This is a genomic window from Dactylosporangium sp. NPDC000555, assembly GCF_040300025.1.
In the GTDB taxonomy this organism is placed as follows: Bacteria; Actinomycetota; Actinomycetes; order Mycobacteriales; family Micromonosporaceae; genus Dactylosporangium.
In genome coordinates this window covers 48523-63747 of the sequence record NZ_JBEPDB010000052.1, presented here as the reverse complement: position 1 = coordinate 63747, position 15225 = coordinate 48523, and the positions used below count along the sequence as shown (strand labels likewise).

Genomic DNA, 15225 nt, shown 5'->3' with positions numbered 1-15225 from the left:
TGCTGTAGTCCAGCTCGTGAATGCGTGGCGCCTCGTCGTCGTAACACGCTCCGAGCATCAGCCGGGTGCCGGCCTCGCTGTGGAAACTCATCTGATAGGTCGCCACGCCGTTCCGCTCATGCGTCATCGTCGGCGTGAGCTGGAACGGCGAGTCCCATGCCCACACGTTGCCGACCGGCATGAACGGATACAGCGGCAGCGTCAGGTTGACCGTTGTCATGGGACCTCGCTCTGATCGCTGGGATTGCCCGGGGTGCCGACCGGCTGCCGGTCGGTCACTGTTCCCGGCGGGAAAAACAGTCGGGGTTGGGCCGCCGCCCACTGGCGGCGCTGGTCGGCCATCACGCCGCCGATGAGGTAGACGTGGTTGATGACCTGCTCGGAGATGGCTTCGGCGTCGCCGCCGCGGACGACATCGAGCAGCACCCGGTGGGACTCTGCGATGTCCTGCGCGCCGAGCGTCGGGCCGACCATGTTGAGCCACATCCGGAACAGCACGTGCTGCTCGTCCCACGCCTTCATGACGCGGGGCAGGCCGCACGGTTCGCAGAGGGTCCGGTGGAACCGGTAGTCGAGGTCGGCGATGCGCCGCGTGTCGCCGGCGACCGACGCGTCGTGCATCTGCTCGATGAGATCTTCGAGCTCAGTGAGGTGCTGCGGACGTAGGCGCGGGGACGACTGCTGGTAGGCCAGCGTTTCCAGGACAGTCCGGATCATGTGCAGTTCATGCACGTCGTCTTCGGTCAGCTGCACCACGCGGGTGGTGCGCGCGGATTCCTCGACGAGCAACCCGTCGCGCTTGAGCAGCCAGATCGCCTCTCGCAGCGGAGCCCGGCTGACGCCGAGCTGGCGGGAGAGCGCCTCCTCCACGATCCGCGTGCCTGGGGCCAATGTGCCATCCAGGATCGCGGTCCGCAGCACGTCGTACGTCGACTCGCTCAGGACGACCTTCTGCGGTATCCGGAGCCCGGACACCGCCAGGGCTGCTGATTCGGCTGACTCGGCCACGCCTCGCCTTTCCGCGGAACCTCCGGCTGGGGGTCACCGCTAGCTATCGTCGACGGTGTACGGTAGACGAACCGTAAGGTCATCGCCGGCAGCTGTCAAGGACGCCGTGGCCGAAGGTGCAACGGACGAATCCGCAGGTCCTACCCGTATCCCTCGCTCGCTCCACCCACCCGGAGGAAACCCATGACCGTCGTCGTCACCGCCGTCTTCCACCCCGTCGACGGACGGACAGCCGAACTCATCGACGCGCTGCGCGCCAGCATTCCCGCCGTCCACGAGGAGCCGGGCTGCCGCCTGTACGCCATCCACGACGCCGACAACGGCACGATCACGATGATCGAGAAATGGGACACCCCCGAGGACCTCGCCGCCCACGCCGCCGGCCCGGCCGTCAAGGCCCTGCAAGCAGCCGTCGCGGGTCTCATCGCACGCCCCGCCACCGTGACCACGATGACCCCGCTCCCCGCGGGCACCACCGAGCAGGGCGAGCTGTAAGCACGCCGCCGCGGGGGCGCCTTATCCTGGACGCCCCGCTGCGTCTGGCATACAGGATCGGAGGTCGGCGAAGATGATCAAGGATACTGCGGATGGGACGCCCTGGACCGTCGAGCTCCCCGAGAGGGCATCAGCCCGGGACGAGAGCTTCGTTTTCGTCCGAGACGGACATCGCGAGCTCATCCATCTGCACGACTATGCGCGTATCTACACCGTTCCCGGTTTGTATGAACGGGTCGTGCAAGACCTCTTGCAGTGCCGCTCGCCAATCGTCGCAGTTGATGGCGCGATCGCTGCCGCGGCAGAACTCGGCCGGGCCCTGGCGACGTTGCGCGTCCTCGACCTGGGCGCTGGCGTAGGTCTCGTCGGCGAGCTATTACGCGCCGCGGGGGTCTCCGCTGTCGTCGGACTGGACAATCTCGTCGAGGCCCGCGACGCCTGCATGCGCGACCGGCCCGGCGTATATGAGGACTACCTCGTCACCGACCTCGAGCTTGCCGAACCGGCCGCGATCGAGCACTTGGCCGAGGGGCAGTTCGAGCTTCTGACGTGTGTTGGTGCGCTTGGCGGCGGCCATATTCCGCCGGGCGCCTTGATTCGAGCCTTGAACTCGCTGACTGGCGAAGCACTTTTGGTCATGACCGTGCACGAACGCTGGCTGGACGTGGATAGCGTCGACCCGTTTTCACTTGCTTTCCGGGCAATGACGGCGGGCGGATACCTCGAAGTGCTGCAGGCCTCGTCCTTCACGCATCGCCTCGACATGTCAGGAGACCCGATCACGTTCCGTTTGCTCATCGGCCGCCGCACTGCTCCCGTGCCGGTTGACCTGATCTTGATGTAGTCTCGTGACCATGAAGTACACAGGCGTCCCGTCGATGAGGCTCCGCACCCGCCGCTGACGGCGGCGCACCGATCGATCCTCATCTCCTGCCCGCCGTCCCGGCGTCCTGCCGGGCGGCTTTTTGTGGCTGCCCGGCTCCAACCCGAGCTGCGGAGCACTCCTGTGTCTATCACTCCTACGAGTTCATCGAACCTGCCCAAGAGCAGCCCGATTCCCGCAGGTGAACACGCGCACCTGCGCGCCGAGGACGTCAGCGTCGTGCTGGGCGCACGGCAGGTCCTCAACCGCGTGTCGGTCACTGTCTCCTCGCGGTCCCGGCTGGCGATCGTCGGGGAGAACGGCCGTGGCAAGACGACCCTGCTGCACGTCCTGGCCGGTCTCGTGCCCCACGACAGCGGCTCGGTACATCGGGCGGGCACCGTCGGGCTGGCCGAGCAGACCCTGCCCGCCGGCGCGGGCCTGACGGTGGGTGTCCTCACCGCCGAGGCCCTACGCCCGGCGCACGCGGCCCTGACCGCCCTGGACGGGGCATCCAGCGACCTCGCCGAGGGGGTGGACGGCGCCGAAGATCGCTATGCCGCTGCGCTGGACGCGGTCACCCGCCTGGACGCCTGGGACGCCGAGCGCCGCGTCGACATCGCTCTGGAGGCGCTGAACGCCTGCACCGATCGCTCACGTGAGCTGAGCACCCTGTCGGTCGGGCAGCGCTACCGGGTGCGTCTGGCCTGTCTGCTGGGGGCGCAGTACGACGTGCTGTTGCTGGACGAACCCACCAACCACCTGGACGCCGACGGCTTGGCGTTCCTCGCCGAGCGTCTGCGCACCCACCGAGGCGGCCTCGCCCTGGTCAGTCATGACCGTGCCCTGCTGCGCGCCGTCGCCATGGAGTTTCTGGACCTGGACCCCGGCGAGAACGGCATGGCGCGTCTGTACGCCGGCGGCTACGACGGCTGGCAGGAAGGGCGCCGGCGCGAGCGTGAACGGTGGGAACAGGATTTCGACGCCCAGCAGGCAGAGCACCGCCGGCTCACGATGGCCGTCGATCAGGCTCGCGACCGGCTGAGCACCGGCTGGCGTCCCGCGAAAGGCACCGGCAAGCACCAGCGCCAGTCCCGGGCTCCCGGCGTGGTACAGGCACTCAACCGTGAGCGGGAAGCGCTGGAGGCCCACCGGATCACCGTGCCCGAGCCGCCGCTGTCGCTGCGCTGGCCCGAACTCTCCACCCGCAAGTGCGCCGCGCTGGTGCGCGTCCACGACGTGCGGGTCGCCGGACGCCTCGTGCATCCGGTCACGTTGAGCCTCGACGGCGGGGACCGTCTGCTGATCACCGGCGCGAACGGTGCGGGCAAGTCCACCCTGCTGTCCGTCCTGGCCGGTCGGCTGCGGCCCACCAGCGGGACGGCCCAGCACCTGCCGGCCGCCCGCATCGCTCTGGTGGCCCAGGAACTGCCCGACTGGCCGGCCGGCGCCACCGCACGGCAGGTGTACGAGCAGCACACCGGCCGCCTGATCGCCGACGGCCGGATCCGCGAGGACGACCTCGTACCGCTGAACTCCACCGGACTGCTGGACCGGGAAGCGTCCCGCACCCCTGTACAGCGCATGTCCCAGGGGCAGCAGAGACGCCTGGACCTTGCGGTGCAGTTGGCCGCCCGGCCCGATCTGCTCATCTTCGACGAGCCGACGAACCACCTGTCGGCCGCGCTGGTCGACGAGCTGACCGCGGCGTTGCTGACCACGCCGGCCACCGTCGTCATCGCCACACACGATCGCCAGCTACTCGGGGACCTGGCCAGTTGGCCTCGCCTGCACCTGACACGAGCAGAGGAGGAAATCAACCGCGGCGGGCAGCCGGTCGGCTGACATTCGGTGGGGACGCAGGCGCTGCCGTTCCACGCATCGTCGCGTCCCCACCGTCGGCAGCCGTGCCGGGGCCGGTGTCAGATGTCATGTCCGCCAGCGCCGGCCCAGTCGGCGCCGTGGCAGCAGTGCGGCCAGATTGCCGGCGACGAGCAACGCGAGCAGTACGAGCGTCAGCCAGAAACCGGCGCCCGTCCCCACAAAGTCACGCGCGTCCTTTCCGGCGGGTACCGCGCTCTGCTCCCTGATCCGGTCGGCGAGCCTGTTCACCACCAGTAGCTGACCGGCGACCAGCGACAGTCCGGCCAGCGCACCCAGCCCTGCCACGAGCACACGGCGGCGCCGCTGCCGAGTCAGCGTCAACGCCGTGACCAGCGCCGCACCGAGCCCGAGCAGCGCGGCCGCGTAGAACGGCTGCGGTTCGATCCGGTCTTCCAGCCACTCGCCGGACGGGCGCAGATGGTCCGGCGGCACGTGCGGTTTGCCGCCCAGCGCGAGGCCGAGTCCGTTGTACTCGGTCGTCCCGCCCGGCTTGGCGCGTCCGTAGCTGTCCGGCACGCAGGAGACCGTGGCGAACGGCAGCACAAAGCACAGCAGCGCCAGCATCAGTGTCGCCGGGCTGAGCCACCGCCGGCGAATGGTTGTCCGTCTGGGGGTTGACCCGCTGGGTGCCGTCGCCACCCGCTCGCCGGAGGCAGCCACTTCCGGTACCGCCGGCACCGGGGCCTGCGCGTGTATCGCGCCCTCGGCGACCACCGTCTCCGGTCGTTCGGCCACGGTGGGCGCCACCCCGAGGCGGGCGTGCAGCAGCCGGCCGAGCAACGGCATCCGGCCGCCGCCGCCGACCAGGAAGACACCGGCCAGACTTTGCGGAGCCAGCCCCGCCGCCGCCACCATTTTGGCGGCGACCTCGGCGACCGGGGCCAGCAGCGGCGTCGCCGCGACCTCCAGTTCCTCGCGGGTCAGGTGCAGATCGGCCGGGTACCCGGGCACGTGCACCGGCGCGACGCTGAGCCGGGACAGGCTCTCCTTCGCGGCGCGTACCTCCTGCCACAGCACGAGCCGGTCGCGACGCTCCGTATTGGTCGCCGGTGCGGTGAGGCGCTGCCACGCCTCGGGCGCGTCGCTGGACACCAGCTGGCCGAGGATGCCGACCAGCGCTGCGTCGACGTCCAGGCCGCCGATGTCGAGGCCCTGCTGCGCGATCACGGACAGCGCCGTATCGGGCGCCGCGGCCCCCGCGCCGATCGCCGCCGCGGCGCGGACCAGCGCGACGTCCGCAGTGCCCGCGCCAACGTCGACGACGAGCAGCGCGCCATCCGGTGGGAGCCCATGGCGCAGTACCGAGGCGTAGTAGACGGCGGCCGCGATCGGCTCGCTGATCAGCGTCACCGCGCCGAGACCTGCCCGCGCGGCGGCCTCGGCGAGCACCGCGCGCCGGGGCGCGGCCCAGGTGCTGGGGACGGTCAGCACCGCCGGTCCGGGCGGGCCGACCCGATTGACCTGCTCAACGACCGCCAGCAGCACCGCGGCCAACGCGTCGGACACGGCCACCGTGTGGGAACCCAGCAGGACCGTGCCGTCGTCGACCCGCCGTTTCGGGTTCGGCTCGAACGCCGCCGGGTCGGCACGCGCCAGCCGTTCCGCGTCGTTGCCGGCGATCAACGCGCCGTCCACGCCGGCATAGACGGCCGACGGCAACTGTTCCCGGCCGTCGAACAGCAGCGGGCGAATCTGGCCGTCCGCCGCGCGGAGCACAGCGACCGTGTTGGAGGTACCGAGGTCGATGGCGAACGGGTACACGAAGGTAACGTACGCCGAAGCGCCGCCGCAGGCCTACAGGGCAGCCGCCTCGGCGCTGCGGAGATCACCTCGTCCGGCTGCTTCCCCGTCTGTATGACCAGGCCCTCGCGTCACGCTGAGCGCCGCGGGCGGCGTACCAGAGCGTGCCGATGGCGAAGAGGGCGCCGGCGGTCAGCCAGGAGGTGGTGACCGACGACGGCTGCGCCGGCCAGGCCCAGACGCCGGTGACCCCGCCGATCTGACGCGGGGCTGCCCCGTAGACGGCGCAGACGTAGCCGAACACGGGCAGCCAGGCGAGCCGCGCGCCGAGCAGCGTGGCGCCGAGCGCGACCAGCCCGACGCAGCCAAGGGTGTTGCGCAGCAGGGCGTACGCCCCGAAAACTTCCGGTGCCCGCAGCCCGGTCAGCGCCAGTGGCCCGCCGATCGCAGCTGCGGCGAGCAGCAGGTGGCCGAGGCGCCACCGCCGCCACGGCAGCGCCGTGCCGCGTTCCAGCTCATCGTCCGCGCCGGCCAATGTGGGGGCGAGCAGCACCGCGGGCCCGCCGGATCGTGTCGACCAGCCGACGACCTCGCCGTCACCCCGATAGCTGCCGGCGGCCCGCCAGACCGTGAGGAAGGCTTCCTGCAGCATCTCGTCGGCGAGCTCCGCGTCGCGGCAGCGGCGACGCAGGCGCAGCGCCAGCCAGGGTGCGTTGCGGGCATAGAACGCTTCGAACGCCCGCCGGTCACCCTTGCCGACAAGGCGCAGCAGTTCTCTGTAGTCCGCCTCCCTCACAGAAGGTTAGGACGCAATCCCGAGCGAAATGGTTCTCGCCCAGCGAGCCGATCGGCCCCGCTTAGGACAGATCCTGACCTGACGAGTGCGTAACGTCGCTCCCGGCCGGGATCGCCGGCAAAAATGCGGAGAAGAGGACAGGACATGACGATCTTGGTTACCGGCGCCACCGGGGCAGTCGGACGCCACCTGGTCGCCGCCCTTGTGGCCGGCGGCGAGCAGGTACGGGCGCTGACCCGCAAGCCACAGGAGGCCGGCCTGCCAGCGGGCGTCGAGGTGGTCGGTGCGGACCTCACCGACCCGTCGACCCTCCACGCAGACCTGTTCGACACGGTGGACCGGGTGTTCGTCTTCCCCGCCGAGCACGGCGTCGACGAGTTCGTCGCCGCCGCGGTCAACGCCACGGTGGACCGGTTCGTCGTGCTGTCCTCGCTCGCGGCCGCCGGCGAGTTCTCCCGCGACATCGGCTCGGCCAGCTATACCCATCACCTGGCCGTCGAACAGGCCGTGACCTCCCGCACCGACGACTGGACGATCCTGCGGCCGGGCACCTTCGCCAACAACCTGCTCGCCTGGGCCTGGACCATCAAGGCCGGCGCGCCCGTTCGCGCCCCGTACATCCACTCCGCCCAGGCGCCCATCCACGAGGCGGACATCGCCGACGCCGCGGCGGCCGTCCTCACGCAGGACGGGCACAGCGGCAAGATCTATCCGCTGACCGGCCCACAATCGCTCACCCGGATCGACCAGGTCGCCGCGATCAGCGCCGCGATCGGCCGCGACATACAACTCCTGGAGATCAGCCCGGACGAGTTCCGCGCCGACGCGGCGCAATACATCCCCGAAAGCATCATTGCCATGCTGCTCGACTACTGGTCCGACACGGTCACCGAGCCCGACCGGCCCCGCCCCGGCATGCGCGACCTCACCGGCCGGCCCGGCCGCACCCTCGAGCAGTGGGCCCGCGACCACCGCGCCGACTTCGGCGCCGCCTGACCGCTGTGCAGGCGCCAGCTGGCTCGGTCACGCAGCTTCGTCCATGCCGGCGCGTTTGCGGTACTCCGCGAGTGCTGCGTCCAGCCCTTCCGCGTACTCGTAGAGTCCGATCTCGTTGAAGCTTCTCCCAGCCTTCTCCAGCAGGTCGATCAACTTCAGCAGCTCGTCCTTCCGCCCCTGCGTCATCGCCGTGAACACCTCGGCGAACGCCTCGTGTCCGACCAGCGCTGCCGCGTGCCGGTTTCGCGGATCCGCCTCCAACGCGGCCATGACTCGCGACCACGTTTGCGTACGCTCGCGTGTCAGCTCGGCTCGACGCATCGCCAACTCGTGCTCGGTCTGCATCTCGATGCGCCGCTGCCAGTAGGGCTGCATGCTTTCGCGGACACGGGGATCCGGCAGGACGAAGACCTCCGGGCGGCAGATGATCCGCTCCTTCAACGGGCCCATAGCCCAGTCCTTGGCAGACAGGCGCGTGTTGAGGTCGCGCTCGAGGTCGCGCGAGCGGTGCGGTTCGTACGATCGGGCCACCCGCTCGGCACGAGTCCTCAGCGTGTACAGCGCATCCGGCATGTACTCGTCGACGAGGTTCTCGAATTTGCTGCGGGTCATGTGCTCGGCGTACCAGGTGAAGGTCGGTCGTACAGAGAAGTCGAACGCGTCGCCGTGCGCGGCCAGAGCGATTGGTACGCCCGTGCGGCACTCGCTCAGCTCGGCCTCAAGGTCGGGTTGCTCGACGACCGGGGGCTGCATCAGGCTCGCCAAGAACCGGCGGAACCCTTGTTTGCCGGACTGCTTGGCCGTCTGTGCTTCCGCGTAATAGTCAGTGGTCACGGCGGCGTTCCTCCAGCATGGTCGTGACGGTGATGAGAGTCGGGTTGTCCGGCATGCTGCGACGCCAGAAGCACCGGAGATAGAAATTGGCGCGGCGGATGATCGGGCCGCCTGTGAGGACGTGGCTCAGTACCTCGTGGAGAACGTCGGCGAGAGCCTCGTCGGTGGCGGCCAACGCGATCCAGCGTTCGAACGCCGACCACGCTTGACGAGCCGTGCCAGGGTGCAGCAGTGCGCCGGGCCAGAGCCGGGCATGCTCCGCCGGCGAGACCTCACCGGCGGCGGTCTGGCAAAGGAGTGCCGGCCAGGCGCTGGTCACCGCTTCGCGATCGGCGTTGCTGTCCACGTCGGCCAGGCGTACCAGGCAACGGCTCGCCATGGTCCGCAAGTTCGCGAACGGGGAATCGGACCACTCGACGAGCCGGTGCACGACCGCGGCGCCGAGCGAGTCGTAGATGCCACGCACTCCGAAAGGAACGGCGCTGCTGGTGCGCTGCATGTCGTCGCGGGCAGCCATGCTCAGCACCGTCAGTGCTTCCTGCGGGAGGCGGCGAAGGAAAGTACGCGTGGCGTATGTACGTACCGCGGCGTCACGCCGAAACCCCGAGTGCTCGGCCCAGGCCGACACGCAGCGCAAGATCTGCGGTGTGAGGGCAGGATGGTTAAGAACCGCCATTTCACACGCGAGCGCGGCCGCTTCCCGCCGCGAGCGCTGCTTGCTCACAGCCCATTTGTCCAGCAGGCGACTACGGATCTGCTCGAAGTCGTACTCACAGAGCAAGCCGGTAGCCGCGGCGACCGGTCGGGCGTCGCCGTTCTCGGCGAGGTCGTCGAGCCAGTCCAACAACGGCTGACGAGCTGTGTCGTACTCGTGCCACGCGACGTCGAGCAGTCCCCGAACCAGGCCGGGTTGGCGGAGCAGAGCTACCCGCGCGGCGCCGACGGCACCGTCGACAGGCGCTGTGGGCCGGATGTCGTCGAGCAGGTCCTCGAGGTTGTGTTCGAGCACCGTCCGGTCGTTTGTGGACCGGCCGACCGCCTCGTCAAGGCGCTTGTTCAGCACGCTGGTGGCATCAAACACCCTGGTCAATGGGTAATTGTTGAACACCGAAAACGCGATGCGGGCGGCGCGGCGGTGCTGCGCCAGGTGGCGAGCGCGACGCCTTTCATAGGCCACACCGTCCTGAGGATGCGCCGCCTCGAGCAGATCGACGGCCTTGGCGCGCAGTGCTGCGCGATCGGCGAGGAGGTCGCTGGCCCCGCTGCTGTCCGGAAGGAGCTCGGCGAAGTTCACGGCGAACCGCACGGCGTCCGTCATGGTGTTCACCGATAGGTGCCGCACATACTCGGCGCGGCAGCGCTCAACGTACGCCTGGACGCACTCGCCCTCGCAAGCGGAACAAACAGCGATGCAGCTGCCTTTGTCCCGCAGGTTTCGTTCCAGCCATACCAGGAAGACCTCACGCGGGTCGGGACGGACGTGCTCGACGTGGTATTCGACGAGTTGCCGGTTGCCCGCGGCGTCGCCGACGAACACCACCGAGGCGTGCGCCTCCCGGGCGAGCGTGGACAGCTGGGCCAGTTCCGACGACTCCGGCTTCACCGCACCCGTCAGCTCGACGATGTGTCCATGGCTCGGGCGGAGCAGGTTGGGATCGGCGAAGTATGCATGAATCGGCTCGTCACCGAAGAGATGCAGCTGGGTGATCCTGTCCGCCGCATGTGCGCGCGCCAGCGCGACAAGCGTCGCCGTCATCCGGCCGCTGCCGGGCGGTCCGCTGAGATACGCGACTGGCAGCCGGGCAAGCCGCTCGATCAGGCGGTCGGGCGTCGCGGTCTTGGCGTAGGTATGGATCCGCTCCAGCACCAGGGCGCCGTCCAGTCGCTGGTTGACAAGCCGTTGCCCGGTTTGGCCGGCACCGATATTCAGCATCGTGCCAATCGCCGTCGCACCGGGTCCGAACGCGGACGGTCCAGGAAACTCCGAGTCCATGATGCCGTAGGACCGGATCATGTGCCCCGGCAGCGACCGCACATCGTCAGCGGTGCTGTCGTCGTCTTCCACGAGTTCGACGAGCTCCGGATCAGCCTTCGGTTCCGGCTCTTCGACGGTGGTCATCGGTCAGCTGTCCCGTGCCATGGGCCGTTCACGGTGCCGATCGCGGTACCGCCCGGTCCGAAGACTGCCGGTCCATGGGTCGTCACGCCGCTGATCTGGTACGTCGGCGTCTCCGCACTCGTTGCGGCGACCGGCGTGGGCGGCTTCGATGGGGGCGGCTGATCCGCTGCGGGTGGTGGCTGTTCCCCGGCGAGGCTGCTTGCGTCCTCATCCGGTACAAAGATCCAGGCGTCGGTCACCAGTTGCTTCACCTGCACCTTGACCTGGGCGAAGCGTTCGGGGCGCAGTCCGCGGTACCCGTGCCGAACAACGTCGTGGAAGATGCTGCGCGACACGATGAGCGCGACCGAGGCGTGCGGAAAGGCCACCAACGCCTGCCGAAGCGGGTCCGCGTCGAGCAACCGGCACACCTCGACGATTGCTTCGCTCGGGTACCCGTTGGCGCCTGTCATGTGGACCAGTCCCTGGTGAATCGCGACGCGCAGCCGAACCTTCGCCTCGGGCAGGAGGCTACTGTTGCGGTCGCGCAAGATTCGGTCGAGGGCGGGAACGAAGTCCGCCACGACGGTCAGCTCCGACGTATCGGCCGGCAGGATCGCCAGCTCGCCGTCGCCGCTCTGCTGCGTCGTCCAGCTCTGGCGATCCAGCCCGATGCCTGCGGCTGTCTCGTCCAGGACCTCGCGAAACAACTGCTGTGCACGGTACTGCCCCAGGTTGGTCCGCGGGCTGTACCGCTCGATGTCGACGGCGAGGACGATGCAACGTCTGGGATGGGTAGGCTCGGACACAGGGGTCACCTCTCACCGCTCGGTCATGACACCCGTCCTGTATATCGACGCCGTTCGCTGGAGATTCCGTCGAAATACGGCATGACCGAAGACGGTCAACCTGTCTTGTGACGCAATCGCTCATGGCCGTCCCGGCTGCAATGGATACATGAGCAAAACGCCCGAACCTCTGGAAGACCTGCGCACCGCGATGTCAGTCGGCGCGGCAGCGCAAACCGCGATTCAACACGCCGACACAAAAGCGGCGCTCCTGTTGACCGGACTGGCTGGTGCGGGGGCTCTGACGGCCAACCAGCCAGGACTCGTGGCTGTCGCCGTGCGCACCGGCGCTCTTGCGACCATCGCCGCGATTGGACTCGGAGCAGCGATCGTCGTCGGCGTCGCGGCCGCCGGATGGCACCTGGGCCGGTGCCTCGCACCGCGCTTGACCGCGCCGGAAAGTGCCGCCGGGAACCGGTTTGCACTGCCGGACCTCGGCGCGCGCCGGAGGCCGCTTGCGCCGGCGCCGATGGAGCAGCAACGTGACGAAGCCTGGGCGGCGGCAGAGGTGCTGGCCGGCATCGCGATGGAAAAGTACCGAGCGATCGGAGCGAGCCTGCCATGGGCGGCCCTGGCCGTCGTCGGCTCCATCGGATGGCTGTGCGTCGCCATCGTCACGGGTACGCGATAAGGACTGACCTTATGGCAGAGTGTGCATGGGCAATGCACGAAGGGTGACTCCTGGTGGAATTCGTGGACGTCGACACGACTGGGTGGGCGCCCGGCACGTACCTGTATCGGCTCACCGCCCCTGCACGCGAGAATCTTCAAGCAATGGCCCCACGTCGCCGGATCGAGCCCGGCGATGTGCTGATCCACCAGGGCGCGCTGGAACGCCATGTGATCCTGATGCACAACGGCATCGCGAAGGTCACTGCGCTGACCAGTGACGGTGCCGAGTCACTGCTCGCCATCCGCGTCGGTGGAGACATCGTGGGCGAAATGTCCGCGCTTAACGACCTTCCCCGCTCAGCGACCGTCGCGGCGTGCACTCCGGTGGTGTACAGCGTCATCCACCGGCCACAACTCCATAAGTTCCTGGAGTGCCAGCCCGGCGCAGCCGTCGCGCTGGCCGGCATGGTGGCCGATCGCCTCCGCTGGGCCAACCAGTTCAGAGTCGAGTTCACCGCGTACTCGGCGAAGGTGCGGGTCGCGCGGGTGCTGGTGAAGATTGCGCTCGCGTACGGGCGTCGTACGCCGGCCGGGCTGGAGATCGGGTTCGAGCTGACACAGTCCGAGCTGGCGAGTCTCTGTGGCGCAGCGGAGGTGACGGTGCAGAAGGTGCTGCGAGATTTCCGCCGCGACGGGTCGATCGCCACCGGGTACCGCACGGTGACCGTGATCGACCTGGAAGCCTTGCGGAGAGCGGCGGAGCTGCACAGCGAGCTGTAGCACGCGCGACGACCAACCCACCGTCCTTTCCCTGGCCGGTTGCCGTGTACGACGCACTGACGCGCGACGCCCGACCCGTGCTAACTACTCAGTTCGCCAACGCTCACAAACCCGGATAGGGAGATGGGCGGCCCGACGCGACCAGCGACGCGTGGAAACCGCGTCGAAGCGGTCGGTCGGCGGCGATGCGGACAAGCCTCGTGCCGACGTGTCGATTGCACCTGAGCTGGTGATGCCGTACTGCGCCGCGCCGTCCGAGCACAGAATGAACACGATGTCGACGCCGATCACTATCAAGCGAGCATAACGTTAGGAGAAAGACCAGTTCAGGCCTTGATCCGGAGAGCCGACGGGGGAACTTGAACCCCCAACCTTCCGATTACAAGGCGGGCGGCGGGGGGTCCAGAAACGGCGGAGCACGCATGGAGCGCAACCGAATCCACTATGGACGGTCGCCATAGTGGGCGGCATTACCGCCCGAGAACTGTCAAACCGGGTCGATGGGCTCCGCTGCGTCGACATCACCGGGAGGCGCCACTTGACCGAGATCACTGTCGAGCCAACCTATCGCTCATCCTTCGAAGACCTTGCTGCCTTCCTCAAGCGACCCAAGTCGGCCGGCTATCCGGTCCACGAGGCGCACGAGTGCATCTGCCGCACGTGCAGCGGCCGGCGGTTCGAAGCGCAATTGATGGACACGGAGTCTGCCGTCCACCACACGTACCTGGACTGCGAGCGGCATGAGTTCACCGCCGACAGCGGATGCGCCTAGGCTGCAGCGTGATCGGTGGCGTTATCCGGCAAGCGTGACGGTGACCGATCAGGCGCCGCTCGATCTCAAGCCAACCTGGCGGCCTTAAGGCCATCACATCGCCGCCGCCGGCATCGTGATCGGCTGGCGACAATGCCGAACGACGAACAGCCCGACGACTGGCCTGCACAGGTGCAGCGAGAGCTGCGCCGCTTCGCCGAAGCTCGCGACTGGCCCCGGTACCACACCCCGCGCAACCTGCTCCTCGCACTGGTTGGTGAGGTTGGCGAACTCACCGAGCTGTACCAGTGGGACCCGCCGGCGCCGCCGCCCCCGGACCGCGTCGCGGAAGAGGTGGCAGATGTCCTCATCTACCTGCTTCGATTCGCCGACGTCGCTGGCGTCGACGTGGCGGAAGCAGTCTCCGCGAAGATTGCCCGCAACGAGCAGCGCTTCCCGCCACTCGAGGACCGTCCCGCATGAGCCGCAGCGCGTACGTGTACGTCGGCGATCGCGCCGACCGCAACTTCACAATCGGCATGCGCGGCAACATCTGGGGCTGGAAGACCTTCACGGGCGGCGGCCCATTGGTCGCCCAGGCCGAGCAGTGGCTCCGCGATCCGGACCGTGACGAACCGACGTGGCTGATCTTCGTCCGCGGCATCACCCCACAAACCCCGGCGCCGAAGGGCTGGCCGCGCACCCGAGAGGAGGACTTCGGCGCTTGGACGGGCGCGACCATCCGCTCGGTGACCCAACGTCTTCTGCACACCCCGCTACACGAGGACCACATCAACCCGGTCTGGCCCGACGACCTGTATCCGTACCGCGTCACCCTCGAGCCCGATGAGCCGGATGACACCTTCGGCCCGCTCCCCGCCGCGGACCTGCCCGAGGACGCCATCCGGGCAATCCGCCACTCCGCCCTTCAGAAGGGGTGGCCGGTGCTCGGGCCACCGCTGGTCGACCCGCCATCCATCGCGCCCGACCGCCGCCTGGCCACCGGTGCGGTGGTCCGCACCATCGCGCTGGAGCAGAACATGACCCGCACCTTCGTCCGCCGCCCCGGCGAATCCCGTCAGGCCACGCGCCGAGAGGCCGACCTGGTCATCCGCTACGAGGCCTATCTGGCCGGCCTCGGCCACCGAGCGGTCCGCAACCTGATCACCCTGCCGGGCGGCCTGGACACCTTTTTCACCGATGTCTTCGACGAGGACGCCGACGAACTCGTGGAAGCCAAGTCCACCGTCGGCCGTGAACACATCCGCCACGCGATCGGCCAACTCTACGACTACGCCCGCTTCGTCAAGCCCCGCTCCCGGGCGGTACTCCTGCCAGCCCGTCCGAAGCAGGATCTCGTCGACCTCCTGGTCGGGCTCCACATCGACGTCATCTACGAGCACAAGCACGGCGACTTTGTCCGTGAACCAGCCCGTCAGGCGCCCTAGCCGACGATGGCCTGGAGTCGAGGGGGTCGCGGGCGCAACTGATGCCGGGCGGGCGGCCACGAGATCCTCGACG

16 protein-coding genes are annotated in these 15225 nt (G+C 68.7%); 9 read left to right on the top strand and 7 right to left on the bottom strand.

All coding sequences use genetic code 11. The annotated features are described in order from the left end of the window. The coding region (locus ABT297_RS27410) for a cyclase family protein (protein ID WP_350554687.1) at nt 1-220 on the bottom strand (220 nt) is incomplete at its 3' end. Continuing rightward, nucleotides 217-1008, bottom strand: a complete 792-nt coding sequence (locus ABT297_RS27405) for a GntR family transcriptional regulator (protein ID WP_350554686.1) — start codon at nt 1006-1008, stop codon at nt 217-219. The genes ABT297_RS27410 and ABT297_RS27405, both read right to left, overlap by 4 nt. Nucleotides 1009-1191: 183 nt before the next feature. Here ABT297_RS27405 and ABT297_RS27400 point away from each other — a divergent pair, with 183 nt between their 5' ends. From ABT297_RS27400 to ABT297_RS27390, 3 genes are all read left to right on the top strand, one after another. Then, nucleotides 1192-1503 (top strand): putative quinol monooxygenase, encoded by a 312-nt coding sequence (locus ABT297_RS27400; protein WP_350554684.1) that lies wholly within the window; start codon nt 1192-1194, stop codon nt 1501-1503. Between the two features lie 73 nt (nt 1504-1576). Further along, nucleotides 1577-2347 (top strand): class I SAM-dependent methyltransferase, encoded by a 771-nt coding sequence (locus tag ABT297_RS27395; protein WP_350554682.1) that lies wholly within the window; start codon nt 1577-1579, stop codon nt 2345-2347. Between the two features lie 162 nt (nt 2348-2509). Beyond that, the gene (locus ABT297_RS27390) at nt 2510-4210 is read left to right on the top strand and encodes an ABC-F family ATP-binding cassette domain-containing protein (RefSeq protein WP_350554680.1); all 1701 of its coding nucleotides are present in this window, start codon (nt 2510-2512) and stop codon (nt 4208-4210) included. An 84-nt stretch (nt 4211-4294) separates the two neighbouring features. On the opposite strand, the gene ABT297_RS27385 is transcribed toward ABT297_RS27390, so the two are convergent. Both ABT297_RS27385 and ABT297_RS27380 read right to left on the bottom strand, forming a co-directional pair. Continuing rightward, nucleotides 4295-6010, bottom strand: a complete 1716-nt coding sequence (locus ABT297_RS27385) for an Hsp70 family protein (RefSeq protein ID WP_350554678.1) — start codon at nt 6008-6010, stop codon at nt 4295-4297. Between the two features lie 64 nt (nt 6011-6074). Then, on the bottom strand, nt 6075-6785 hold the full coding sequence (locus tag ABT297_RS27380; RefSeq protein ID WP_350554676.1) for an RNA polymerase sigma factor: 711 nt from the start codon (nt 6783-6785) through the stop codon (nt 6075-6077). Between the two features lie 144 nt (nt 6786-6929). Here ABT297_RS27380 and ABT297_RS27375 point away from each other — a divergent pair, with 144 nt between their 5' ends. Next, nucleotides 6930-7781, top strand: a complete 852-nt coding sequence (locus ABT297_RS27375; RefSeq protein ID WP_350554674.1) for an NAD(P)H-binding protein — start codon at nt 6930-6932, stop codon at nt 7779-7781. A 27-nt stretch (nt 7782-7808) separates the two neighbouring features. Here ABT297_RS27375 and ABT297_RS27370 read toward each other — a convergent pair whose 3' ends face one another. Genes ABT297_RS27370 through ABT297_RS27360 form a run of 3 tightly spaced genes read right to left on the bottom strand, consistent with a single transcriptional unit; the run spans nt 7809 to nt 11522 of the window. After that, nucleotides 7809-8615 carry a hypothetical protein gene (locus tag ABT297_RS27370; RefSeq protein WP_350554672.1) on the bottom strand — a complete coding sequence of 269 codons (807 nt, stop codon included), beginning with the start codon at nt 8613-8615 and terminating at the stop codon, nt 7809-7811. After that, a complete protein-coding gene (locus ABT297_RS27365) occupies nt 8605-10734 on the bottom strand; it encodes a hypothetical protein (RefSeq protein ID WP_350554670.1) in 2130 nt (709 codons plus the stop codon). The genes ABT297_RS27370 and ABT297_RS27365 overlap by 11 nt, the downstream gene beginning before the upstream one ends. After that, a complete protein-coding gene (locus ABT297_RS27360; RefSeq protein ID WP_350554668.1) occupies nt 10731-11522 on the bottom strand; it encodes a hypothetical protein in 792 nt (263 codons plus the stop codon). Before ABT297_RS27360 ends, ABT297_RS27365 begins: the two co-directional genes overlap by 4 nt. 148 nt (nt 11523-11670) lie before the next feature. On the opposite strand from ABT297_RS27360, the gene ABT297_RS27355 reads away from it, so the two are divergent. The 5 genes from ABT297_RS27355 (at nt 11671) to ABT297_RS27335 (ending at nt 15152) form a co-directional block, all read left to right on the top strand. Next, entirely contained in the window at nt 11671-12192 is a 522-nt protein-coding gene (locus tag ABT297_RS27355; RefSeq protein WP_350554666.1) for a Pycsar system effector family protein, read from the top strand. A 53-nt stretch (nt 12193-12245) separates the two neighbouring features. After that, a complete protein-coding gene (locus tag ABT297_RS27350) occupies nt 12246-12953 on the top strand; it encodes a Crp/Fnr family transcriptional regulator (RefSeq protein ID WP_350554664.1) in 708 nt (235 codons plus the stop codon). Nucleotides 12954-13491: 538 nt separating this feature from the next. Then, the gene (locus ABT297_RS27345) at nt 13492-13725 is read left to right on the top strand and encodes a hypothetical protein (protein ID WP_350554662.1); all 234 of its coding nucleotides are present in this window, start codon (nt 13492-13494) and stop codon (nt 13723-13725) included. Between the two features lie 132 nt (nt 13726-13857). Next, nucleotides 13858-14187 (top strand): nucleotide pyrophosphohydrolase, encoded by a 330-nt coding sequence (locus ABT297_RS27340; RefSeq protein WP_350554660.1) that lies wholly within the window; start codon nt 13858-13860, stop codon nt 14185-14187. Further along, complete coding sequence (locus ABT297_RS27335; RefSeq protein WP_350554658.1) at nt 14184-15152, top strand: hypothetical protein; 969 nt, start codon at nt 14184-14186, stop codon at nt 15150-15152. The genes ABT297_RS27340 and ABT297_RS27335 overlap by 4 nt, the downstream gene beginning before the upstream one ends. Nucleotides 15153-15225 lie beyond the last annotated feature (73 nt).

What these genes read in the sequence shown, in the direction of transcription:
- ABT297_RS27400 (WP_350554684.1), top strand. Translation starts at nt 1,192, where the DNA reads ATGACCGTCGTCGTCACCGCCGTCTTCCACCCCGTCGACGGACGGACA.
- ABT297_RS27395 (WP_350554682.1), top strand. Translation starts at nt 1,577, where the DNA reads ATGATCAAGGATACTGCGGATGGGACGCCCTGGACCGTCGAGCTCCCC.
- ABT297_RS27375 (WP_350554674.1), top strand. Translation starts at nt 6,930, where the DNA reads ATGACGATCTTGGTTACCGGCGCCACCGGGGCAGTCGGACGCCACCTG.
- ABT297_RS27365 (WP_350554670.1), bottom strand. Translation starts at nt 10,734, where the DNA reads ATGACCACCGTCGAAGAGCCGGAACCGAAGGCTGATCCGGAGCTCGTC.
- ABT297_RS27355 (WP_350554666.1), top strand. Translation starts at nt 11,671, where the DNA reads ATGAGCAAAACGCCCGAACCTCTGGAAGACCTGCGCACCGCGATGTCA.
- ABT297_RS27340 (WP_350554660.1), top strand. Translation starts at nt 13,858, where the DNA reads ATGCCGAACGACGAACAGCCCGACGACTGGCCTGCACAGGTGCAGCGA.
- ABT297_RS27335 (WP_350554658.1), top strand. Translation starts at nt 14,184, where the DNA reads ATGAGCCGCAGCGCGTACGTGTACGTCGGCGATCGCGCCGACCGCAAC.